The organism is Sulfuricurvum sp., from assembly GCF_030691015.1.
Classification (GTDB): Bacteria; Campylobacterota; Campylobacteria; order Campylobacterales; family Sulfurimonadaceae; genus Sulfuricurvum.
Map to the genome: position 1 here is coordinate 168,737 of NZ_JAUYFF010000019.1, position 23,637 is coordinate 192,373.

The 23,637-nt window shown below is 42.5% G+C and carries 27 protein-coding genes; 20 read left to right on the forward strand and 7 right to left on the reverse strand.

Annotated elements, in window-relative coordinates; all coding sequences use genetic code 11:
• Positions 1-37 precede the first annotated feature (37 nt).
• Positions 38-2,458 (forward strand): EAL domain-containing protein, encoded by a 2,421-nt coding sequence (locus Q8O20_RS11660; RefSeq protein ID WP_305531328.1) that lies wholly within the window; start codon positions 38-40, stop codon positions 2,456-2,458.
• An 18-nt stretch (positions 2,459-2,476) separates the two neighbouring features.
• Here Q8O20_RS11660 and Q8O20_RS11665 read toward each other — a convergent pair whose 3' ends face one another.
• Both Q8O20_RS11665 and Q8O20_RS11670 read right to left on the reverse strand, forming a co-directional pair.
• Positions 2,477-2,641 (reverse strand): hypothetical protein, encoded by a 165-nt coding sequence (locus Q8O20_RS11665; RefSeq protein ID WP_305531329.1) that lies wholly within the window; start codon positions 2,639-2,641, stop codon positions 2,477-2,479.
• 29 nt (positions 2,642-2,670) lie between these two features.
• Positions 2,671-3,318 (reverse strand): ferritin family protein, encoded by a 648-nt coding sequence (locus tag Q8O20_RS11670; protein ID WP_305531330.1) that lies wholly within the window; start codon positions 3,316-3,318, stop codon positions 2,671-2,673.
• A gap of 152 nt (positions 3,319-3,470) precedes the next feature.
• Here Q8O20_RS11670 and Q8O20_RS11675 point away from each other — a divergent pair, with 152 nt between their 5' ends.
• From Q8O20_RS11675 to Q8O20_RS11740, 14 genes are all read left to right on the forward strand, one after another.
• Positions 3,471-3,803 (forward strand): DUF2325 domain-containing protein, encoded by a 333-nt coding sequence (locus Q8O20_RS11675; protein ID WP_305531331.1) that lies wholly within the window; start codon positions 3,471-3,473, stop codon positions 3,801-3,803.
• A 77-nt stretch (positions 3,804-3,880) separates the two neighbouring features.
• The gene (gene ftnA / locus Q8O20_RS11680; protein WP_305531332.1) at positions 3,881-4,378 is read left to right on the forward strand and encodes a non-heme ferritin; all 498 of its coding nucleotides are present in this window, start codon (positions 3,881-3,883) and stop codon (positions 4,376-4,378) included.
• A gap of 198 nt (positions 4,379-4,576) precedes the next feature.
• Positions 4,577-4,747 (forward strand): hemin uptake protein HemP, encoded by a 171-nt coding sequence (gene hemP / locus Q8O20_RS11685; RefSeq protein WP_305531333.1) that lies wholly within the window; start codon positions 4,577-4,579, stop codon positions 4,745-4,747.
• Between the two features lie 34 nt (positions 4,748-4,781).
• Positions 4,782-6,809 carry a TonB-dependent siderophore receptor gene (locus Q8O20_RS11690; RefSeq protein ID WP_305531334.1) on the forward strand — a complete coding sequence of 676 codons (2,028 nt, stop codon included), beginning with the start codon at positions 4,782-4,784 and terminating at the stop codon, positions 6,807-6,809.
• Between the two features lie 219 nt (positions 6,810-7,028).
• Positions 7,029-9,326 carry a TonB-dependent siderophore receptor gene (locus tag Q8O20_RS11695; RefSeq protein WP_305531335.1) on the forward strand — a complete coding sequence of 766 codons (2,298 nt, stop codon included), beginning with the start codon at positions 7,029-7,031 and terminating at the stop codon, positions 9,324-9,326.
• Between the two features lie 80 nt (positions 9,327-9,406).
• A complete protein-coding gene (locus Q8O20_RS11700; protein WP_305531336.1) occupies positions 9,407-10,090 on the forward strand; it encodes a Fe2+-dependent dioxygenase in 684 nt (227 codons plus the stop codon).
• A 28-nt stretch (positions 10,091-10,118) separates the two neighbouring features.
• Entirely contained in the window at positions 10,119-10,541 is a 423-nt protein-coding gene (gene exbB / locus Q8O20_RS11705) for a TonB-system energizer ExbB (protein ID WP_305531337.1), read from the forward strand.
• A complete protein-coding gene (locus Q8O20_RS11710) occupies positions 10,528-10,911 on the forward strand; it encodes a biopolymer transporter ExbD (RefSeq protein ID WP_305531338.1) in 384 nt (127 codons plus the stop codon). Before exbB ends, Q8O20_RS11710 begins: the two co-directional genes overlap by 14 nt.
• Entirely contained in the window at positions 10,908-11,585 is a 678-nt protein-coding gene (locus tag Q8O20_RS11715; RefSeq protein WP_305531339.1) for an energy transducer TonB, read from the forward strand. The genes Q8O20_RS11710 and Q8O20_RS11715 overlap by 4 nt, the downstream gene beginning before the upstream one ends.
• A 109-nt stretch (positions 11,586-11,694) precedes the next feature.
• Positions 11,695-11,892 (forward strand): hypothetical protein, encoded by a 198-nt coding sequence (locus tag Q8O20_RS11720; RefSeq protein ID WP_305531340.1) that lies wholly within the window; start codon positions 11,695-11,697, stop codon positions 11,890-11,892.
• A 34-nt stretch (positions 11,893-11,926) separates the two neighbouring features.
• Positions 11,927-13,171, forward strand: a complete 1,245-nt coding sequence (locus Q8O20_RS11725; RefSeq protein WP_305531341.1) for a M48 family metallopeptidase — start codon at positions 11,927-11,929, stop codon at positions 13,169-13,171.
• Positions 13,156-13,989, forward strand: a complete 834-nt coding sequence (prmC, locus tag Q8O20_RS11730; RefSeq protein WP_305531342.1) for a peptide chain release factor N(5)-glutamine methyltransferase — start codon at positions 13,156-13,158, stop codon at positions 13,987-13,989. Before Q8O20_RS11725 ends, prmC begins: the two co-directional genes overlap by 16 nt.
• A complete protein-coding gene (locus Q8O20_RS11735) occupies positions 13,982-14,461 on the forward strand; it encodes a DUF4149 domain-containing protein (RefSeq protein WP_294895013.1) in 480 nt (159 codons plus the stop codon). The genes prmC and Q8O20_RS11735 overlap by 8 nt, the downstream gene beginning before the upstream one ends.
• Positions 14,458-15,210 (forward strand): ABC transporter ATP-binding protein, encoded by a 753-nt coding sequence (locus Q8O20_RS11740; RefSeq protein WP_305531343.1) that lies wholly within the window; start codon positions 14,458-14,460, stop codon positions 15,208-15,210. The genes Q8O20_RS11735 and Q8O20_RS11740 overlap by 4 nt, the downstream gene beginning before the upstream one ends.
• Here the strand turns inward: Q8O20_RS11740 and Q8O20_RS11745 are convergent.
• Genes Q8O20_RS11745 through Q8O20_RS11760 form a run of 4 tightly spaced genes read right to left on the reverse strand, consistent with a single transcriptional unit; the run spans position 15,207 to position 19,535 of the window.
• The gene (locus Q8O20_RS11745) at positions 15,207-15,497 is read right to left on the reverse strand and encodes a J domain-containing protein (protein WP_305531344.1); all 291 of its coding nucleotides are present in this window, start codon (positions 15,495-15,497) and stop codon (positions 15,207-15,209) included. The two genes, Q8O20_RS11740 and Q8O20_RS11745, sit on opposite strands and share 4 nt — an antisense overlap.
• Before the next feature lie 11 nt (positions 15,498-15,508).
• A complete protein-coding gene (gene ftsZ / locus Q8O20_RS11750) occupies positions 15,509-16,651 on the reverse strand; it encodes a cell division protein FtsZ (protein WP_305531345.1) in 1,143 nt (380 codons plus the stop codon).
• Positions 16,652-16,669: 18 nt separating this feature from the next.
• On the reverse strand, positions 16,670-18,079 hold the full coding sequence (gene ftsA, locus Q8O20_RS11755) for a cell division protein FtsA (protein ID WP_305531346.1): 1,410 nt from the start codon (positions 18,077-18,079) through the stop codon (positions 16,670-16,672).
• A 1-nt stretch (position 18,080) separates the two neighbouring features.
• Complete coding sequence (locus Q8O20_RS11760) at positions 18,081-19,535, reverse strand: peptidylprolyl isomerase (protein ID WP_305531347.1); 1,455 nt, start codon at positions 19,533-19,535, stop codon at positions 18,081-18,083.
• A 129-nt stretch (positions 19,536-19,664) separates the two neighbouring features.
• On the opposite strand from Q8O20_RS11760, the gene Q8O20_RS11765 reads away from it, so the two are divergent.
• Positions 19,665-20,966: an adenosylmethionine--8-amino-7-oxononanoate transaminase gene (locus Q8O20_RS11765; protein WP_305531348.1), complete on the forward strand. Its 1,302-nt coding sequence runs from the start codon at positions 19,665-19,667 to the stop codon at positions 20,964-20,966.
• On the opposite strand, the gene Q8O20_RS11770 is transcribed toward Q8O20_RS11765, so the two are convergent.
• Positions 20,952-21,542: a class II aldolase and adducin N-terminal domain-containing protein gene (locus Q8O20_RS11770; RefSeq protein ID WP_305531349.1), complete on the reverse strand. Its 591-nt coding sequence runs from the start codon at positions 21,540-21,542 to the stop codon at positions 20,952-20,954. The genes Q8O20_RS11765 and Q8O20_RS11770 overlap by 15 nt on opposite strands.
• Before the next feature lie 80 nt (positions 21,543-21,622).
• Here Q8O20_RS11770 and rsmH point away from each other — a divergent pair, with 80 nt between their 5' ends.
• The 4 genes from rsmH (at position 21,623) to Q8O20_RS11790 (ending at position 23,632) form a co-directional block, all read left to right on the forward strand.
• Positions 21,623-22,546 (forward strand): 16S rRNA (cytosine(1402)-N(4))-methyltransferase RsmH, encoded by a 924-nt coding sequence (rsmH, locus tag Q8O20_RS11775; RefSeq protein WP_305531350.1) that lies wholly within the window; start codon positions 21,623-21,625, stop codon positions 22,544-22,546.
• 5 nt (positions 22,547-22,551) lie between these two features.
• Positions 22,552-22,830 carry a hypothetical protein gene (locus Q8O20_RS11780; protein WP_304740505.1) on the forward strand — a complete coding sequence of 93 codons (279 nt, stop codon included), beginning with the start codon at positions 22,552-22,554 and terminating at the stop codon, positions 22,828-22,830.
• A gap of 104 nt (positions 22,831-22,934) precedes the next feature.
• A complete protein-coding gene (locus Q8O20_RS11785; RefSeq protein WP_304740507.1) occupies positions 22,935-23,219 on the forward strand; it encodes a DUF2018 family protein in 285 nt (94 codons plus the stop codon).
• A gap of 2 nt (positions 23,220-23,221) precedes the next feature.
• Positions 23,222-23,632, forward strand: a complete 411-nt coding sequence (locus tag Q8O20_RS11790) for a hypothetical protein (RefSeq protein WP_305531351.1) — start codon at positions 23,222-23,224, stop codon at positions 23,630-23,632.
• Positions 23,633-23,637 lie beyond the last annotated feature (5 nt).

Genomic DNA, 23,637 nt, shown 5'->3' on the forward strand with positions numbered 1-23,637 from the left:
TGAATACTTTGTTAGCAGAAAAATATCATTTAAATTGATGATTCTGACACTGCTTTTTAGTGCGGTGATTACAGCCATTATCACAATGATTCAGCTCTATATGGATTATAAAAACGGAATGAAATCCATTGATAGACAGTTCTCTCTTGTACAATCAGGATATATGGCAAGCATAAACCAAAGTATATGGGTTTATGACAGAGAGCAAATCGCTTTGCAGCTTGAAGGTATTTTAAATCTTCCGGATATAAAGTATGTAGCTATAAATCTGGAAGACGGCGGAAAATTTGAAGAAGGGGAAAAACCGGATAAGAACTTTTTGGCCAAAAAAATCCCGCTCACTTATATGCATAACGGCAATAAAATTCATATGGGTGAACTTCTTATCACTGCCGATTTGAATAAACTTTATGACGAATTGATTGATAAAGTCATCGTTGTACTCGCATCTCAAGCTGTTAAAACATTTTTAACCTCTTTTTTCATCCTTTTTCTTTTTCAACGATTGGTGACAACGCATTTGGAAACGATTGCACGATTCACTAAAAACCTTAGTGTTAATAAAAAACCCGAAGAGCTGATACTGGAGAAACTCAGTTCCAAAGAGACACGTGATGAGCTTGATAATCTGACAGAAGCCATCAATATGATGCAAAATCAAATTTACCAATCCTATTTGAATGTTTTGTCTGAACTCGAAGGGAGAAAAAAAGCAGAAAATAAAATTCAAGAACAGTCTGTTTTTTATCAATCCATTCTAGACGGTATTAAAGAGCCTTTAATGGTCATTGATAAAGACTATAATGTTGTTATTCTCAATAAGGCAGCTGAAGAGCATAAAGTGATACAAAACATACACGATGTACAACATCCGAAATGTTACGAAATATCACACAAACAAAGTCATCCCTGTGACGGTACTGGACATCCATGCCCATTGCATAAAGTGATGGAGACGAAAGGGCCCGTCACTATGATGCATAATCATCCCGATGTAAACGGAGAGTCACATTTTGTTGAGTTAACCGCTACACCTTTGTATGATAAAAGCGGAACGTTTATCGGTATTGTCGAATCTACTAAAGATATTACTTCTGAGATACGAACCAGAAAAGAGCTGGAAGAGTATAAAGACAAACTTGAGTATGAGGAACACTATAATACGTTAACAGGGCTTCCTAATAGAATTCTTTTCTACGACAGGGTTGATCAGGCGACAAAGTATGCGATCCGAGATGATAAAAAATATGCAATTTTATATGTCGATATCAATAATTTCAAATCGATCAATGACTCTTTTGGAATCGATATGGGGAATGAAACATTAAAAGCATTGGCAGAAATTTTAAAAGAGCATGCAAGAGAAAGTGACTCAGTGGCTCACTTCGGAGCGGATGAATTCGGTCTCATATTAAACTCAATAAAAGATACAAATGTTGTTATCGACTATGTTGAAAAACTAAAAAACATATTCAAAGATCCCTTGCAGATTAAAAATGAAAAGCTATACATTACCGTTAGTATGGGTATATCGATCTATCCGACTGACAGCGAAGATTCTGATGATCTTATCAAATATGCTGACATTGCACTGCATAAAGCAAAAAGAATCGGCAAAGATAATTATGAATTCTATACAGGTGATTTGACGCAGATAGCCTATGAGCGAATTGTGTTGGAAAATAGTTTAAGAGAAGCGATTTACAATGGTGAATTAGTGCCGTATTACCAACCAAAGGTTGATGCTGTCAGTGAACAGATTATCGGTATGGAAGCGTTGGTTAGATGGAAGCATAAAAGTTTAGGTCTTATACCTCCGATCAAATTTATCACTATCGCTGAAGAGATAAAAATTATCGCTGATATTGATCTGTTTATGCTCGATAGTGCGACTAAAGCGATAAGCCTTTGGTATCAAGAAGGGTTAAATCCTGGGGTTGTTTCCGTCAATGTATCTCTTGATACATTAAAAAGTACCAATTTCGCCCAAAGGGTTGCTGATATTTTACAAACGAATAAATGTAAAGCTGAATATTTAGAGCTTGAGATCACAGAGAGTCAGATCATGGATGATCCCAATAAGATAATAGCAATCCTAAATGAGATAAAACAATTGGGAATAAAATTCTCTATTGATGATTTCGGTACCGGCTATTCATCGCTTGCTTATTTGAAAAAATTGCCTATTGACAAGTTGAAAATTGATAAAACGTTTGTAGATGAAATCCCAAACAATGAAGATGATGTTACCATTATTAAAACCATTATTGCACTTTCAAAATCTTTGAAGTTGGATGTAATAGCTGAAGGGGTTGAAACCAAAGAACAAAAAGACTTTTTACTTGATAACGGTTGCAGATTAATTCAGGGGTATTTTTATTCTAAACCTTTAAATGAAGAAGATATCTTGAATGTTTTAAAATTCGGATTAGATCCCCTCTCCAAGCCCGTCTCATAGCAGGGGAAATTTATTACTTTAATCGCTTTTATTGGTTATTTTTACCGGATCGCACAAATATTTTTTTTCATTTGCAACCCGAGCGCATTTTTCACAGATAAATTTCGGCTTTTTGACAATCTTAATGATTTTTTTGAAATGGATCTCTAACTCATTTTTTTTGAGTTTGCAGAGCTCTTTCATTCTTAGCTCCTTATCCCCGAAGGGGAAAGTTAGTTCAAACACTCACGTTTGAAATATTCTCGTCCTACTTTGCACAGAGGGCAGGACACAGGCGGTTTTTTACCTCGGTGGATATGTCCGCACACTTCGCAGACCCAAATTTCTTCCTCTTCGCTGCTAAAAAAGCCATCGGTGATTAGTGCCTCTTTGAGTGCGGCGTATTCGCGTTCATGTTCTACTTCAACTTTGCCGATGGCGGTAAATAATCGTGCTAAATCATTGTGTCCCTCTGCTTTAGCGATTTCACTAAATCCGGGATACATAACGGTGTGTTCATAGTTCTCTCCACCCATCGCGGTATCTAGATTTGCGGCGGTTGCATCCACTTCACACCCGTGGATCAGTTTATGATACGCTTTGTACTGAGCGCGGGCGTGGTACATCTCATTAAACGCCGCTTCACGGAAATGGCGTTCTACTGCATGCCACCCCTCATCACGTGCGATATCGGCAAATAGCTCATATTTGTTTCGCGCCATACTCTCTCCGCCGAACGCTTTCATCAGGTTTACAGCCGTAAGACTCTTTGTGATCATCTCCATCTCATGGCCACAGCAGACGAGGGTTCCGCCTCCTACATGTTGCACTTCGACTTCGTTTCCGCAGGTGTTACATTGGTAGGTTTCGTATTGACGCATATGGATTCCTCTTCTCTAGTGTATGTGCAAATCATAGCAGAAAAAGTGGAAACAGAAAGAGGAGTGTAAATGATAGTATTTATCAATATCATAAAAGTTTAAGGTGAGGAGAGATAGTATTTTGATATAAATTATCATTAAGGAATATTCTCATGTCAGTACTCGTCATCGGCGGAGATAAAATTACCCGTCTTCAATCGTTGTTAGAAACGTTAGGTGCGACGAAAACTCACCATTGGGACAGCCGTCGTAATTCTACTTCCCATAAACAGCTTCCTCAACAAACCGATATGATTATTATGTTAACCGATTTTCTGAAACATAATTCGATGGATCATTTCAAACGTCAAGCAAAAAAATGCGATATCCCTTTTATTTGTGTCAAGGGGATGAGCGGATGCAGTGAATGCCAGATTACCCAAATGATAGAGGGGATTCGTCAAAATAAATGTACCACTATTTCATGTAACGGTGGTTGCAAGTAAAACAATATATGATATACTTTTTACGCAAGCCAACGCTTTATGCTATTAGCCAGCTAATATCATTTAGGAGCGTTCACATGTTAAAACCTAACATCCTCAAACTACTCAACGAACAAATCGCCCTCGAAGATTACTCTGCTAACTTGTATCTCGCGATGAGTTCATGGTGTGGACATCAAAAATTGAGCGGTTCAGCCAAATTTCTCGAAGCGCACAGCGACGATGAACATTCCCATATGCGTAAACTTTTTACCTATGTCAACGAAACGGGTGCAATGGCACGTATCGGCGCATTGAATGAGCCTCCGTATGAGTTCGGATCGATCAAAGATGTATTTGAAAAAACATTTGAACATGAAAAGTTTATTACGGCAAAAATTAATGCCCTTGTTGAAGCGTGCTTGGCGGAAAAAGATTATTCGACATTCAATTTTCTTCAATGGTATGTTGCAGAGCAGCATGAAGAGGAACATTTGTTTCGCTCAATTCTTGATATGATTGATATTATCGGACTTGATGGTCGCGGATTGTATCTCGTCGATAAAGAGATCGGAAAAATGTCTCAAATAGCGTAACACAATTTTTCGGGGCTTTCCCGAAAAAACTCACCCACTTAGTACTTTATTATAATAATGCTTATCAATATTGACAAAATCACTTTAACACGTCATAATTGCGAATAATTATCATAAAGGAATTCTCATGCAATCTTCAAAAACTCAAAAATGCTTATCCGATAGTTCAATTCACCGTCTTATACGGAGTGGACGTGCATGTTAAAAGAAGAACAAGTAATTGAACCGTCATCTGTAACAGAGTATAATAGTGTTGTTATAGAATCGAAAGAGCTGTTTAAAAACGATAATGCAATCCGTATCGTTCATGGCAATGAGATTTATACCTTGAGAATTACCAAAAGCAATAAGCTAATTCTCACCAAATAATCGGTGCTTAGGCACCGACTTTCCAAGGAATACCGTGCTTTACCGTCCCCTTATCCTCTTTACCTGTACCCTTTCTCTTGCCTGTGCCGAGGAGATACTTCAGCTTGATAAAATAGCCGTTGAAGAGACCTATAGTGTGATCGAAGAACGTAAAGAAAATTCGATAGCCAAACGTATTATCAAAGGTGAAGAACTCACACAGTACGGTGATATGAATGCCTTGGAAATGCTCAAACGCACACCTGGTGTAACGATCAGCGAGGGAAAAGGTAAAAAAGGTTCTCCCGGAAAAGGGTACACGAAAGTACTGATCGACGGAGAGGAAATTTCATCTACCAAGAGAGGAAATCCGCTCGAACATATCTCACCGGATATGATCGAACGTCTTGAAGTGATGACCAACGGTTCAGCAGAATACAGTGCCGAGTCAATGGGCGGGATTGTTAATATCATCCTCAAAAAACCCGCTTCTGAAGGTAAAACAAGTGCAAAATTGACCGCCGGAGCGTATGAAGGTGAGCCTATGGCCTCTTTGTTTGCTCAGCAGGAAGGGAAAAGCGGGAAACTCTCTTATCTTGTCAATACAACGCTCTCGAATAATTCGCAGGATGATGCTTCTTCAACCTCGACCAATGCCTATTATGCGGAAAATGACAATGAATCACGCTATCGCTCGCTCAGTCTCAATACTAAACTGATCTATACACCCTCTACTAAAGACAAATATATGTTTGATGGTGCTCTAAATCGGAGTGATTATACTAAAGAGAGTACAGAAGATAGAGTGGGAAGTGTTAATGAAACGCTTCTTCAACACGATGAAGGGGATGCGTTGATGCTCTGGGCTAAACTCTCAGGCAGTCATAATCTCTCCGGGACAGAGTTGGTCGAGTGGAAACTCAAATACCATGAAAACAATTCTGAGGGGCTAACCCGTACCGATAATGCAACAACACTAAGGGAACAAAACGATGAAGGATCGTTTCGGGTTTCGGGTGCGGAGGGGAGTTACTCCAAAGCGTATGATACACATTTTATCAAAACCGGTGTTGAATTCAAGCGTTTGCATCAGCGAGATGATGTATCCACTTCCTTGAATGGTATATTGGATCCAGATCAGCACCAGAGTTTACGCGAAGATAAAGGGTCTTTGTATCTTCAAGATGAAATTTCAATGAGTGAACAGATGATTGTGACACCGGGGATTCGCTTTGAACGCTCCATTCGCCGTTTTGAGCAGACGGCTGATATCGATTATGTAGCCCCATCGCTTCATGCAGTGTATAAACTAAATGAGAATGATAACCTGCGTGCAAGTGTCGCTAAAACGGTCAAACTTCCCCGTTTGAGCGAGCTTTCCACCTCACTTGACAGTTCACTTGATGAAAATGATCTTAACCATCCCGATGTCACCGGAAATCCGAATCTAAAAGAGGAATCCGCACTCAGTTATGAAGTGCGTTATGAACATTTTTTTGATGACAAAGGAGTATTGAGTGTCGGCGGATTTTACCGTGTAATCGATGATAAAATTGAAAAATTGACAACATGGAATGGAACCCGATATGTTGAGAGACCTGAAAATGCAGGGGAGGGAAAGCTCTGGAGTTTAGAGTTCGAACTTAAAAAATCATTGGATCGTTATGTCAGTGGGTTAGGGGTGTTCGGTAACGCAACGTTTCAAGACTCCTCTCTTGTAACTGATGGCGTGAAAAGAACCATAAAAGGAACCAATGACTATATCTACAACATCGGGGTCGATCATAGACTCGAATCATATCGTTTGACCTATGGGGCAGCCTATCGTTACGTGAGTGGTTATGATGATCCAATGGATGCGAGCGGTGTTGCTGAATCCCAAGAGGGGTATGGAACGCTCGATTTGTATGCTTCAAAGAGGCTGGATTCAATCTATAAATTAGGGCTAAACCTCAAAAATGTTACTCAAGAGAGTATCACTACTACTTCTAAACGTTATAGTGCAGGGGTACTGAACGAAACACAAATTGATCATGAACACTCCCGCTTTCATTTTCTCATTACGCTAGAGGGACGCTGGTAAAACTTCCCCTCTCTGTAAAGGGGCTATCCCTTTTCCATTAATGCATTCTTAATCTTTACAGCTGATATAATTAATAATGCTTATCACTATTGACATTAATTCAAAGATGCGTTATATTTCTACAAATGAAAGTAATTATCAATTGCTTTTAGCCAGCCAAAGCTTTCCATTATCCTTTTAAGCCTGTAGCCAGCCACTTCCAAAATTTAAGGAGTGCCGATGGCCTATCATAACCGTTTTTTACATTCACAAATGCTCCCGATCGGGGCTATGCTTCTCAGTATGAGTGCAAGCTCATTATTGGCAAACTCAGCTGATTCCAATGCTACGATTAAAGCCATTGATATCCAAGAGACAGTAGAAATAGAACTTCCTCGGTATCAGCCGGGTATTTCTAAAACTGCTAAAACCGGGCAATTGGCTCATGACGTACCTCAGGCAATTACTGTGGTAACGAAAGAGTTGCTACACGATAAATCGGAATTTACTCTAAAAGAGGCGCTTAGTAACGTATCAGGGCTCACTTTTAATGCGGCAGAAGGGGGACGTATCGGAGACAATATGAACTTACGAGGTTTCTATACTTTCGGTGATTTATATCTTGACGGTATCCGTGACGTCGCTCAGTATAACCGTGATACGTTTAATCTCGAATCAATTGATGTTCTGCGCGGCGGTGCGGCGATGTTATTCGGCCGTGGTCAAGCGGGTGGGGTTATCAATCAGGTGAGCAAAGATGCGGAAGCTGAAAATTTTGGCAAACTCTCGATCACTGTCGGCACGGATGACTATAAACGTACTTCAGCTGATGTGAACGTGATGCTAAATGATACGACAGCATTTCGTCTCAATGCAATGGGAATGGATTCCGGAAGTACCCGCGATGATGTTTATAACGAAACGGTCGGTATTGCACCGACGATTACGTTTGGAGTTAATACCGATAATGAGTTCAGTTTATCCCATTATTATATGAAAACCCATATCACGCCCGATTACGGTGTTCCGTTTGACGGTGCGACTAAAAGACCTGCCGATGTAGGAAACGAAGTATTTTATGGATTTACAGATGACTACGAAGATAACCGTGTCAATATCACAACGGCCAGCTATAGCCATAAGTTTTCTAAAGATACGCAGCTTCGTTCCGTGATCCGTCATGCCGATTATCTCCGTGATAATTGGGCAACTGCGCCGGGTGGATATGATACGAGTAGCGGGGCGGATGATACGATTACCAGAGGGACAAAAGGAAACGGTGCAAAAGAGAAAACCGATACATGGCAAAATGATTTTACGACTCAGTTTGAAGCCCTTGGAGTGAAACATGAAGCATTGGTCGGGACGGAATTTTTACGTGAAGAACAAGTACGATGGGGACATGACGGGTTGTCAACGTATTACCCCAATATATCTTTGGCGAATGGACCGGCGAATGGACTTGCGGCGGTTCCGACGAATGGGCAACGGGCATTGGCAAACAATGGAATCTGGTATCAGTACGCAACGACAGGTACACGATGGGCAGCGTCAATGCCAACCACAGCTGAATCAGGTTCAACGCTTCCGGATGCCTATAAATCAGTATATGGCAATAAAGAACGTAATATAAGCGGCGGGTACAAAGGACGTACGTGGGCGGTGTATGCGCAGGATATTGTTGAAGTCGCACCGAATTGGAAAGTCATGGCAGGGTTTCGTAAAGATTGGCTAAACATGGATTACTATACCGGAGCGAATATGGTGCAAAATGGAGAGCTCCATTTTAACGAGATGAGTTACCGTGCCGGATTGTCGTATCAGCCGAGTAAACAACACCATTATTATCTTTCTTGGAATAATTCGTTTAATACGACAGGAGATCTGTACTCTTTTTCCAATGCGTATGATCCTGAGCGAAGTGAAACGTATGAACTTGGGGCAAAATTTGAACTTTTTGAAGGAGACCTCTCGTTACGTACAGCAATCTACCGTACGATCAAAGAGTGGGAACGTAATACTGACGTAGCAAGTGCATCAACTAATCCGATCCTCTCAAAAGAGCGTCATACGGACGGTATCGAACTTGAAGTTGCAGGTCGTATTACCGATAACTGGGATGTATTTGCAGGCATCGCACTTATGGATCCGGAAGTAGATGCCGTCACGCCGGGCAAAGATGATATGTACATTGGTCAAAAACCGCCGAATTCAACCGACTACACGTTTAATCTCTGGACAACCTATAAGCTTGGCAGCGGATGGAAAGTTGGCGGTGGAATCGAGGGTAAAGGAGAGCGTGCTGTTTACAGCTATGCAAACGAAAGTGCGTCCAATGTATTTAATCCGAATATCGCACCTAGTTATATTCGCTATGACGGAATGATCTCCTATACACAAAAGAATTACGCGGTTCAGCTTAATGTGAAAAATCTTTTGGATACTGTTTATTATGAATCGGCCTATATCAATGGAGGATTTGTTGTTCCGGGAACCGGACGTACCGCACAGGTGACGTTAGACTATAAGTTTTTTTAAGACCATACTCCCCCTGCGGGAGTTTTGCAGTTAGAGGATTTTAGTCTTTTAACTTCAAAACTTAGGCAAAGGAAATAAACATGTTACTCCATATACCCAATGTCCTCACCTCTGAACAGGTAGCACAATGCCGTGAAATTCTTACCTCCTCAACGTGGGTGGACGGGAATGTTACCAGCGGAACACAGGCGGCAAAAGCCAAAAATAATTTGCAGCTTCCCGAAGAGTCTGAAGCGGCTGTAGCGTTGCAAAAAATTGTGTTAGATGCTCTAAGCAATAACGCACTGTTTTTTACGGCAGCATTGCCGAAAAAGATTTTCCCTCCGCTATTTAACTGTTATACGGGTGAATTTAATACGTTTGGCAACCATGTTGATAATGCGGTTAGAACGATGCGCGGCGGCGGTAAACGGGTGCGTAGTGATCTCTCGTTTACCCTCTTTTTCTCTGATCCCGAGGAATATGAGGGAGGAGAGTTAGTGATCGAGGATACATTCGGTTCGCAAATTGTCAAACTTCCGGCGGGTGATTTGGTACTTTATCCCTCATCGAGCGTTCATCGGGTTGAACCTGTAACACGAGGAGCACGTATTTCATGCTTTACGTGGCTGGAGAGCATGATTCGTGAGACAGACCGACGACGGTTGCTGTTTGATTTGGATATGTCGATTATGGCATTTCGTGAGCGGTTAGGGGATGATGAGGATACGGTCAAACTTACGAGTATTTATCATAATTTACTCCGTACATGGGCAGATACGTAATAAATACAATAACATAAAGGAAAAAGAAATGGAAGAGTTGAAGTTAGTCGTCGATTATGCGACCTTGGGTATTTTAGGTGTAATGAGCGTAATAGCGTTTGCGTACGGAATCGAGCGATTTTTTTACTTTCGTTCAGTAAATGTAGAGCATTATGAGACAAAAAACAAAGCGGAAGCGGAACTTTCTAAAAATTTGACAACGATTTCGGTGATAGGTTCAAATGCCCCCTATGTTGGATTACTCGGGACAGTTGCAGGGATTATGGTGGTCTTTTATGAGATTGGACAAAGTGGTGGAATGGAACCTTCAGCTGTCGTTATCGGGCTCTCTTTGGCTCTTAAAGCGACGGCGCTTGGATTGTTGGTAGCGATCCCCTCTATGATGATTTACAGTGCATGTTTACGAAAAATGGATTTATTGATGGGGGCATGGGAAGATGCGCGCGCTTAAACGAGTTGAAGGGATCAATGTCGTTCCTCTGATTGATGTCGTTCTGGTTTTGTTAGCGATCGTGCTTACCATCTCAACATTTGTGGCATCGGGAGAGATTAAACTTGACCTTCCCAAAGCTGCCAGTGCAATTCAAACACCGCCGCAAAAGATCGAAATCGCAATCAATGAGAACGGATCACTGTTTTGGAATGGTAAAGAAATGAGTAAAGAAGAGTTAAATATTCACATTACAGCACTCAACATTGATTCCAGTGTAAGTATTCTTGGGGATAAAAAAGCATTTTTCAATGATTTTATTTTCATTCTCGATCAGCTAAAGCGTCAAAAAATTGAAAAAATATCGATTGTGACGAAGAGGGACGTATGAAAACGAAACGTTATTTTTTGCTTTCCGTATTTTTACATGCAGTTCTTATTACTGGGGCAGTTGCACTATCTTCCATTCCCGAAGAGGAAAAAGAAGAAGAGATTATTTTAGAACTTTCTATGGATGCTTCTGCTCAGGAGTCTCCGATACGGATGAGTCCTCAACCAGCATCTTCTAAACTGACAACAGCCTCGACGGAACGGATTGAAAAAACTGAAATTACCTCGGTTATAAAAAAAGAAGAGCAAGAAACAATTCAAAACGAGGCTTTTGAAGAGCCAAAACCAATCGCGACTGCTCAAGCAACTGTGACAGCTGTACCGCTCAAAGAAATCATACCTACCCCTCCGCCGTCTCTTCCTGTAGAAAAGATTAATACAGAAGAAGAATATTTGGATGATCATCTCTCTTCTATTCGTGATCTGTTGGTCAAATACCGTAAATATCCATCACAAGCCGCCCGTTTAAAACAAGAAGGGGTCGTAAAAGTGACGTTTCGACTAAAACAAAATGGTGAGATCGAAGATATTCGAATCCTTGGAAGTTCGGGTTATGATATTTTGGATAGTGATGCGATGGCATTGATTCAGAAAACAGCAGAGTATTTTCCAAAACCGCCTAAAACGGTCCGTATTACAGTGCCGTTAAATTACGCATTGAAAGTTCGTACATAACGCATATGCAAAGAAAGTAATAAACCTAAAGGATCATTTTAGAGGTTATTCGTTAACTGTTGTAGGATAATATGGTTACGATTTTTACACTACATTAGAGGAGTACCTTATGAAAGATAATGAACCAACCCTTAGTTCTATCGAGGACTATAACACCCTTGAGGGATCTAAGAAAAAAGTAGTATGGGCTGTTATTATCAGCGGACTGCTTATCGGCTCTATTTTTTTAGTGGCTAAAATGGTCTATGGTGATGTGGAAGATTCTGTTCCAGTGAGCGAGAAAATCGGGAAAGTTCCAGTCAAATAATGGTAAAATCCCCTTTTTTTAATCAAGGAATTTTATGATCACGACCGTTATCGGAGTTTATACCCTTTACATTATTATCCGTTTGTATGTCAGTGTGATGCAGATCGGCTATATCAATCAGATGAAGCGTAAAGGTGCCGTTTTAATGGGGGAGCGGGAATATCTGGATGCCGCTAACTATGCGGTTGCCAAAGAGAAGCTCGGAATGATGGAGACGTTTGTTGAATACGGACTTTTTCTCCTATGGATGGGGGGGATGATGGCATGGCTCGATTCTGCTTTAATTTCCCAAACTCCACTGACACAAACGATCATAGCCGTAATGGGACTTATTGTGATCAATGCTCTTGTGATGCTGCCGTTTGGTTGGATTTCAAAATTCAAAATCGATGCTCAGTACGGATTTAACCGCTCATCACACGGTCAGTTTGTCAAAGATACCCTGATCAGTACCCTTTTAACCCTTGTTATCGGCAGTTTTATGGTTTGGATCGTATCGATGATTATAACGTCCAGTGAGTTATGGTGGTTGTGGAGTTTTGCGTTTATTATGGCCGTTGTTATTGCTATCAATATGTTCTTCCCTACCATCCGAGCGCTCTTTTTTGATAAAGTGACTCCGTTGGAAGACCCTGAACTCCGAGATCAGATCGAAGCGTTGATGGCAAAAACGGGGTTTGTCAGCAGTGGTGTTTTTATCAGTGACGCGAGTAAACGCGATGCCCGTCTAAACGCCTATTTCGGAGGACTCGGAAAATCAAAGCGGGTGATACTTTTTGATACCCTTATCCAAAAGCTTACCCCCTCAGAACTTGTCGCCGTCTTGGGACATGAGTTAGGGCATTTTGCCCATGGGGATTTGTACAAAAATATCACGATGGTAGGGGTAATGCTGTTTGGGATGTTTGCCCTTTTCGGTAATTTGCCTGAAACCCTTTATATGGAACTTGGGGTTTCACAAAGCCCTCATATCGTCATGATGCTCTTTATTCTCCTTCTCCCTGTGGTCAGTTTTGTTATGATGCCGTTGATGGGGATTATGAGCCGCCATAATGAATATGAAGCCGATCGAACGGGTGCAGAACTCGGCGGTGCCGAGCATCTAGTCAATGCCCTCAAAAAACTGGTAACAGAGAACAAAAGCTTTCCGTTATCGCATCCGCTCTATCGCTTTTTTCACACGACCCATCCTCCGGTCGTGGATCGGCTCCGTGCGTTAGGGTATGATATCAGCATTGAAAAAGATGAAGGATATGCCGACCCATGTCCAAACGACTAAAAGAACTTCACGAAGAGATTACGCTCCGATTGAACGGTGTCGTAGACTCTCCCCGCCGCGAGGCGGAACTTCTCCTTATCGCCTATTTAGGCAAAGATCAGCTCTATTTTATTACCCATCAAGAGGATATGATTGATGAGAATGATCCGAAGCTTTTGGAATGGATAGCAAAACGTAGCGCTAACGTACCGCTTGAGTATTTAACCAATCGCGTCAGCTTTTACAGCAGAGAATTTTATATTGATGAGGGAGCTTTAATCCCCCGTCCTGAGACAGAACATTTAATCGATGAAGTCTTAGCGCACGTTTCACTCGATGATGCGATGAGCGTTGTCGAAGTGGGGGTAGGGAGCGGAATTATCTCTATTCTCCTTGCGTTGCATTTACCGAATGCCCGTTTTATTGCCGTTGATATTTCGCCGCGTGCATTGGCGGTTGCCCGTCGTAATATCGACATGTTCGGTTTGAGCGATCGGATCGAACTGCGTGAGGGGGATTTGCTCTCATCTATCACTGAAAAAATCGATTTTCTCGTCTCTAACCCCCCGTATATCGCCCAAGACGCTCCGCTAGAGTCTAATCTCTCGTATGAGCCACAAAATGCCCTTTTCGGCGGGGAAATCGGGGATGAGATGATTCGTGCTTTGCTGGATGAAGTTTACGTTCGCCGTATTCCTTTCTTTGCGTGCGAGATGGGTTACGACCAGCGATTAAAGGTGCAAGAGTATCTTAAAAATTTTGCGGTACAATCTTTGGATTTTTATACCGATTACGCTGCGTTTGATCGGGGATTTGTATTAAAGGCTATTCATGAATAAGAAAGTGGTTATTGACGTTCTTTATATTTTACTCATTGCTATGACGGCAGGGGCTGTTTTGGTGCTTGGCGTGTTTGTGGCCGCCGTAGTCTTTCACTCAGAAGTCTATCTAACCCTCCCGCTTTTATCCCGCTACGAAGAGGGAAAAATCATGGGAGAAATCTTTCGCCGTTTTACCTATTGGGCCTATTTTATGAGTGCGGTCATTGCTGTGTACGAAGTTTCCCGTTACAAAGTGATGCAGATTGATAAAATTTCGATTTTGAGTGCATTGGGTTCTATCGGAACACTCCTTTTATTCAGTGCCGTCTATACCCCAAAAATTTTAGAGTATCAATCACGGGGAGAAGCGGCGATCGATGCCTCATTCGAAGCCCTTCATAAAGCAAGTGAGATCGATTTTAAAATTTTGCTCCTCACGCTGTTGATTTTATTTAGCCGTAGAGCTTATTTGATGGCGGTGAAAAAATGATTCGTTTTGAGAACGTCACCAAAAGCTTCGGAAAACGGGAAATCTTACGCGGAGTCAATCTAGAGATCGAAAAAGGGAAAACAACGGTCATTTTCGGCGTCTCAGGCGGCGGAAAATCAACGATTATCAAACATATCGTCGGACTGCTTAAACCCGATTCGGGAACCATTACCGTCGATGGAATTCGGGTGGATAACGCCGATGAGACGACACTGCGCTCCATCCGAACCAAGGTTGGATTTTTGTTTCAAAGCGGGGCATTATTTGACAGTATGAATATCCGTGAAAACGTTGCATTCCCGATGCGTGAGCATCAAAATCTTTCCCTGAAAGAGTTGGAGTACAAAATCGATGAAAAGCTCACGATGGTAGGGCTTGATCCAAAAATTGTAAAATCTCTCTACCCCGAAGAACTCAGCGGCGGGATGCGCAAACGTGTCGGATTGGCACGTACCCTTGCATTGGAACCGGATGTTATTCTTTACGATGAACCGACATCAGGGCTTGATCCCGTAACAAGTGACTTTATCACCCAAATGATCTGCCGTCTTCGTGAAGAGATTGGTATGACCTCTATCCTCATTAGTCATGATATCGCGGAGAGTTTTAAAGCGGGGGATAATTACGCGATGCTTTTTGACGGTGTGATTGTCGAATCGGGAGATAAAGAGAGTTTTAAAAATTCATCCAATGCCGTCGTTCAGCAATTCATCCATGCACGCGCTGAAGGGCCGATAGCGTTTCATTAACGCCCCCCAAACTTCTTCGTCCACCACTCCTGCGGGGTGAGGGTTTTCTCCCTCAGATGCTCTTCATCAAAGTTGAATTCATATTTGGAACAATAATCGAGTAAAACAGCATACGCTTCATTGATCTGAGTGCTCATCGCGTGTGCCGTATCGGTATCATCAGGGTGTTTATCGGGGTGCCATTGTTGCATCATATTTTTGTAGCGGGTTTTGATGTCGGAGAGGGTAGCTTTGTCGCTCAGGCCAAGGAGCGTTTTGGCCTTTATGAGCGTGTCAGAGGAGAGCATGGAAAGAGAGATTAGTCTCTTTGTTGACGCATAAACGTCGGAACATCCAAGAAGTCTTCCGTATAGTCACCGTTGGCAACCATAGCAGGGCGAACAACAACGCGAGGTTTTGCAACCGTAGCGGCTGCGGCAACCGCTTCTTTGTTTTCAAATTCACAGTTATTGATACCCTGTGCCGCTTTTTTCTCAAAACCGGTCGCAACGAGGGTGATGCGAATAAAATCTTTTGCCAATGACTCATCGGTTGTCGTACCGAAAATAACGTCAGCCGATTCATCAACGCTGTTATGGACAACGTCCATAGCGGCAGAGAGTTCCATAAATGGAAACTCAGGGTGCATACTGAAGTGAACCAATACACCGAGTGCGCCGTTAACGGACATATTGTCCAAAAGCGGAGATTCGATAGCATTTTTGATCGCTTCGTAGGCTGCATTTTCACCTTTGTATTCGCCTACACCCATAAGAGCCAAACCACGGTGGCTCATAACAGTTTGTAAGTCGGCGAAGTCAAGGTTGATGTCGTTGTCGCCGCTGGCGAGGATAACACCCGATGTTCCGCTAACAGCGCGAGCAAGTACGCTGTCAACGATTTTGAAACTCTCTTTGATTCCGAGTTTCGGATCAATGATGGAGAGGAGCTTGTCGTTCGGGATAACGACGATACAGTCGGATTCATTTTTAAGTTCAGTCAAACCGTCTTCAGCAAGTTTGAGACGTTTTTTTCCTTCAAATGAGAAAGGTTTAGTCACGACCGCGATCGTCAATGCGCCAACGTCTTTAGCACATTTAGCGATGATCGGTGCAGCACCCGTACCGGTTCCGCCGCCAAGACCTGCTGCTACGAAAACGATATCGGCACCCTGCAATGCACGTGTCAAATCTTCATAACTCTCGATAGCAGATTCTTTACCCACTTCGGGTTTCATACCCGCACCCAAACCTTTGGTTAGTTTTGCACCGAGTTGGATTTTAGTTGCAGCTGAACCTTGTTCCAATACTTGCGCATCGGTATTAGCGATGATAAGTTCGATTCCCGGAATTTGCTCTTTGAGCATATATCCGATCATATTACCGCCGCCGCCGCCGACACCGACTGCTACGATACGTGCTCCGGTTAGTGTTGTTGATTCTTCAATTGAAAATGGTTCCATGCTTGCTCCTTGACGTGATTAAAATAGTTGAGTTGCCCAATTCCAGAACTTGGAAATCGGGTTTGGTTGATCGTTTTGGACTGACTTGTTTGATCCGATATTGACCATCTTCGCCGTTTCCGCAATTTTCTCTTCCTTTGCCGGAGGCGTTTGTGCCGCAGGTGTTGGAATAGAAGCGGCTGGCGTAATAGGGTCAAATTTCGGTGCTTCTTCAGGAAGTGTTCCCCCGTGCACTGCAGCAGAATCTTCACTGGCATGGCGCATACGTCGATTAACATCGATCTCATAAGGAGTATAACCATCGGCAAGATATTTAATCAATCCGACAGCTCCTGAGTAGGAAGGATCTCGAAGGGTATCAAAAAGACCGCCGACATCGGTAGGTTTTGCAAGACGTACCGGCATGTTATCGAGTATCGCAACGGCGAGTTCGCGTAATCCTTCGATTTTAGTAAATCCTCCGGTGAGAACGACACCGGCACCCATATGCTCTTTAAGGCCACTTTTTTCAATCGATTGGGCGATAATCATCAAAGTCTCTTCAACACGAGCGTAGATGACGTTGTGTACGACTTCTAAGGATACTTCATGAGTAGATGTCTCATCACCGATCACAGGAAGCTCGATAAGATCGTTGCTAGGTGCATACAATGAGCCGTAGTTGATTTTGACATTATCCGCAGTGTGCAGCGGAGTGTGCAACGCCATTGAGAGGTCATTGGTAATATGATTTGAACCGACACCTAAAAAGTCGTTATAACGGATCGCGTGACCGGAGTGGATAACGATATTGCTCGTATTGCCACCCATGTCGACCACAGCGGCACCGAGCTCTTTTTCATCCGAATTGAGAACGGCGATAGCGGAAGCGTAACCGCTGAGTACGACACTTTCAACATCGACACCTGCTGCTTTGACTGCTTTGCGAAGATTGTTGAGATTGCTTTTTTGGGTAGTGATAATATGGGTTTCAACTTCGAGGCGTGCGGCATTCATCCCCAGAGGGTCTTCGATAAAATCCTGATCGTCTACTTTGAAGTTATACGGGAGGGCGTGTAACACTTCAAATTCATTTGGGATATTCGCGTTATACAAAGAGGTGTGCATAACACGCTGAATTTCGTTGAGGGTAATCTCTTTATTCGGGATATTAACGATACCGCTTGAATTTAAACTTTTAGTGTAGGCACCCGAAATGGTAACGATAGCACTTCGAAGTTCCGTTCCTGCGACCCGCTTGGCGTCATTGAGTGCACTTTTGATCGATTTGGATGCAAGCTCAATGTTGGTGATGCTCCCTTTGCGAAGCCCTTGTGCTTTTGCGATACCGGCTCCGATTATTTGTGCGTTGTTGTCGTCATCGATTTCCGCGATGAGCGCACAAACTTTTGTTGAGCCGATATCAATGGCTAAAACGGTTCGTTTCAAATCAAATCCCCTCTACATAGATTTCAACTGGGTACTTGCTCTCAAGTGTTTTGATCAAACCTTGATCCAACAAACTCCCTTTGAGCTTGAGTACGGCATTGGCATCCGCTAATGTTTTATCTTGAAGCAACTTTTGTTCCAAAACGTTATACAAAACAACATTTCCGCTCTCTAAAGTGATAAAACCTTGTTTTTGTTTGGAAGCAAACAATTTAGTCAAAAATTCTGACCCCTCTTGTGCACTTAAACCTGCTATTTTAGCACTGTCGGTTCGGCTGAGGAAATCGGTTGTAGAACCGCTGAATGTTTTATAACTGTTTTGGGCTAACTCTTGAAGTTTGGTTTTTTTCGCTTCGAGTGTATAGAGTGCAATAACATCTGTTTTTGCCTCTTCATAGGTTTTGATACGTGCAGGATTCATTTTTTCAAGTTTTACGATGATATAGTCATTGCCGACTTTACGTGGTTTGAGAAACGGCTTTTGATCATTCAATCCCATAATCTCTTTGGTAACCTCAGGATCAAAGCTAGATGTCTCAGTGCTAAAGGTTGCTTTTTGAGGAGCCACTCCCGCTTTCAATGCACCTTTTTTATAGTCGATATAAAGTCGAAGAGCCTCTTTCTCAGTTGCTTTGTCATTCAATGCGGCGATGATGACACCTTGTGCTTCGACTAGGGTGAGAATTTTTCCGGTAGCATCTTTGAGCATTTGGCGGTTCATATCGTAATAGTCACTAATCTCTTTTGCCGAAGGAGTTGCTGTGATCGGCGTTTGCGTTACATAACTGATTTCAAAGCTCGGAGACGTTTTAAACTCTTTTGAGCGTTTTCCCCAAAGTGCTTTGAGTTCTGTTTCATTAGGAGCAAGGGTAATCATGCTTGGTGTGAGAATTTTATAATTGAATTTATCCGAAATACCCAGAGCATTTCCGAGAGCTTTCTCTTCAATCGCTTTACTTCCCGATGCTAGTAGATAAAGTGTTTTTTGGATCAGGAGCTCTTTTTTTATTGACGCTTCATATTCTTTGATCGTTAAATTGTTTTGTTTTAATGCTTCGGCATAAATTGTTTTATCAAAGGTGCCCTCTTTGGCAAAGACAGGCTGAGACTTGATTACATTCCAAAGTTCCTCATCGGTCACCATCAATCCGTAGCTGTTGGCGAGGTTGAGTACCAATGCTTGATTTACCAGTTGGCGAAGGGCTTGGCGTTGGAGTCCAAATTGCTGAGCCTGTTTTTCATCAAATTTTCCTTGGAAAAGTTGATTGTATTGGTTAAAAAGATTGGAATAGCTTTTTTGGAGTTCTCCGGAGGTAATAGAGATGTCTCCTACTTTGGCAACCGCACCGGCTTTGTCTCCGTAGCTGTATTGTCCCCATCCGACGAATCCCGCTCCGATAAAAGCAATGGTGGAGATCCAAATCGTAATAACCAAATATTTCCGATGGCGTTGCATCCAAGTAATCATATTAAACGATCCTGTTGTAAAATTCAGATATTCTATTCACATTAGCATTAAACTTCGATGAAAATAGGTCATGACTAACAGATGTTATCATAAAATAATCAACTTTAGAGGCTTTCAATGAACAATTTAGAGATATCGACGCGGGATTTGAGTGTTTTGTGGCATCCGTGTACCCAAATGAAAGATCATGAAACTATTCCTCTCATCCCAATTGCCAAAGCGGATGGGGTCTATTTGGAAGATTTTGAAGGCAATCGGACTATCGATGCAATCAGTAGCTGGTGGGTTAATCTTTTCGGCCATTGCAACCCATATATCAACCAAAAAATCAAAGAGCAGCTGGATAGACTGGAACATGTTATTTTGGCGGGATTTACCCATGAGGGGATTGTCAGACTTTCCGAGCGGCTAGTGGCACTTTCGCCTAAGGGACTAACGCGTTGTTTTTATGCCGATAACGGTTCCAGTGCGATTGAAGTGGCATTGAAAATGTCGTATCACTCCCATAAAAACAAGGGAGAAGAGAGAGGATTATTCGTCTCTCTACGTGAGAGTTATCACGGGGAGACACTGGGAGCGCTTTCGGTCGGTGATGTCGCACTCTACAAAGAGACCTATGAGCCTTTATTGATCCGCTCCATTCAAACACCCTCACCTATCAATCAAAGTATCGAGGCGGCGTTGGAAGCGGCCAAATCGTTTGAGAGCTTACTCAAAGAACGCGGGGGTGAAATAGCGGCATTGATTGTTGAGCCGTTAGTGCAAGGGGCAGGGGGGATGAAGATGTATCATCCGCTCTTTTTGAGTGAAGCAAAACAGTTGTGTGAGCGCTATGGACTCCATTTTATCGCCGATGAAATTTTAGTCGGGTTTGGACGGACGGGGAGCATGTTTGCGTGTGAGCAAGCAGATATAACACCCGATTTTTTAGTCCTCTCAAAAGGGCTTACAGGGGGATATTTGCCTCTGTCGGTTGTACTAACAACAGAGGAAGTATACGGGTCGTTTTACTGTGATTATAACCCTTCGCGATCCTTTTTGCACTCACACAGTTATACGGGAAATGCACTCGCCTGTGCGGCGGCCAATGCCACCCTTGATATTTTTGAGTCGGAGAATGTTATTGAAAATAACCGTATGACGATTGCGCTCATTGGGGAAGAATTAAAACGCTTTGAGGGGTTGGCGAGAGTGAAAGAAGTGCGTCAATGCGGGATGATTGCGGCGATAGAGCTGGAGGGGTTTGATCCAAGTGAGCGGATAGGATTGAAAATTCATCAGCACTGTATGAGAGAAGGGGTATTGATACGACCGTTGGGAAGCGTTATCTATGTGATGGCCCCTTATGTCATCACGCCAGATGAGTTAAAAACCGTCTTTAAAGCCATCAAAGAGGCGATAATCTCAGTCAATATCTAATCGTGCCTGAGAGTGATCGAGCATCAAAATACGGCAACTCCGCTCTAGAATAGAGAGCTGTCGTACCATCGCGTGTATGTCACGACTAAAGGCATAAACTCCATACCCTCGAATTACCATGATCGCCGTATTGTTCTGTTGAAAATACTGGGGGATTTCACTCACCGCCCGCTCATACCAATCATCAAATTTTTTCGGGTCATAAATGGCAATTTTGCCGAACTCTTTAAACCCGAAATAATCTTTGGGGATGATGATAGAGTGGTTGAGTGAAAATGCCGTCGTAAAGGGGGGCATCGTAAAGGTGATGTATTTGGCATCGGAGATTTGGCGATAAATTCCCTGATGGATCGAGGCATCGATACTGGCATCTTTCCAGCGGTAATCTTTGTTATAAAACAGATCAATCAGACTCTCTTCACTGATGGAGTCGAAAACAGCATTTTTGGTGTTGATCGTAAAAAGATTGGTATCAAGTTTAGCGGAGAGTGAACCGTGATAGATGCCGAAAAAATCTTTTCGAAACATTGAAAGGGCAAAAGTGGCGAGTTGACGCTTAACGTATTGTTTATCCATAATGGGATTTTATCATATTTTAAACAATATGTTAGTGAGGGTAGGCTATTATAAGGGGACTAAAATGCAAAGGCAGTTGTGTGCAAAAAACTCCCCATATCCCCGTCCTTTACCGAGAGGTGGTCGAAGCATTCTCCCCATGCAAAGAGGGGATTGTTATCGATTGCACCATGGGATACGGAGGGCACACTTCGCTGCTGCTTGAAAATAATTCTAAATTATCGTTGATAGGGATTGATCAGGATCCTACTGCTATCGCTTTTTCATCCAAACGTCTGGAACCTTTTGGAAACCGTGTCGAGATACGACGCGGACGTTTTTCCGAGGTTGCTCACGAGGCAATTACCGAAAAAGGGGAGAAGATTTGCGGTATTTTGGCCGATATAGGGGTATCTTCATTACAGCTGGATCAGCGTGAGAGGGGATTTTCGTACGAGAGCGATACTCTCGATATGCGGATGAACCCCGATGCACCTCTGAGTGCGCGTGAGGTGGTCAATGAATATTCGCAGAGTGCGTTGGAGACGATCTTGCGCGAATACGGCGAAGTAACGAATGCCCGAAAAGTAGCGGAGACGATTGTGCATCGTCGCCCTTTCGCTTCGGCAAAAGAGCTTTCCAACGCGATTTTTCATCTAATGCCAAAGGGTAAAAAGATCCACCCCTCGACGCTCGTGATGCAGGCGATACGGATTGAAGTGAACGATGAACTGGGCGAACTGACACGGTTGCTTGATGCGATAGAGAGATCGACGATCAAGACGCTTCGTGTCGCGATTATTACGTTTCACTCGCTTGAAGATCGGATCGTCAAAAATCGCTTTACCAAATGGGGGAAAAACTGTATTTGCCCCGATGATGCGATGCGTTGTACCTGCGGTAACAAAAACGCTATCGGCAAAGTGATTACGAAAAAACCGCTGATTGCTCAGGCGGATGAGCTTCGTGCCAATTCGCGGAGCCGAAGTGCAAAATTACGAATTTTTGAAATACGAAGAGATTGATACTCATGAGCGATAAACTCGACATATTAGAAGAGACCCAACATATAATTAGCCCTGATGATTCTATGGGACCGCTCTTTTTGCGGAATGTTTTTGTGGGAATTTTTTTAGTGTTGGTGGTGGTATTTCCCAAAATATTTATCAATACCCAAATCTATTTTAAGAGTCGTGAAATTTCTACCCTCAGTCATGAACATGATGCCCTGCAAGAAGAGAACCGTCTCATAAAAGCAAAAGTTGAGTCTCTGAAATATAAAAGTCAGGTATTAGACACGCTTTTCTAAACCTATCCGCTTTCTTTTATTTTTTTTCATCATTCCCCTTTTTTTATACACCTAAGAATTGAGGTGGTATAATCGCCGACTTAAATTGATACTTTGGAGATACAATGTATAATCTGTTTGAAGACGAAGACGATATTTTCCAAGGTTCGCCGAAAAGTAAGTTTTTAGATATCGTTTTTAACGCGAATCGCGATTTGGTTCATAATGAATTAGAACGTTTGATGACGCGGATGGCGGCAATGGAAATCTTATTACAAGAGGTTCACGGGGAAGATCGGATTGATCGTGTGATTCAGAACGCTCAGTTTGAACGCTCTGATGAGATTGATATGATGGCAAAAAATCTTTACATCATTTCGGTCGGAAACGTATTGACGCAAAACGAGTAGCCGTGAAAAAGTTTTTTCTATTCTTGCTCCTTGGGTCGTTTTCATTTTTGGATGCGGCCGCGTGGAGAGAATCGAAAACCTTTCACCTCAAAAAAGACGAATTGGTTAAAGTCCTTGTAAAGAGCGAGGGGCAAGAGCGTCTTTTGAACTTTCGCTGGACACTCTATGCTGATAAGGCTTTGGTGGTGCATGAGAGTTTTGATCGGTTTGTCGGTCAGCATGTTCTTTATGTCGGGCATGTCAATCAAAGCTTTCGGAAAGTACTCTTGAGTGCTAAACGAACCCAAAAAGATGTTCCCTACGTCATTGTCGTTTTTAAAAAATTCGACGAAGGGAATAATACGGCGCAAATGGATCTATTATTGATAGATAAAGAGAATCGGATCGTGTTGGATTATTTAACAAAGAAGTGATTAAT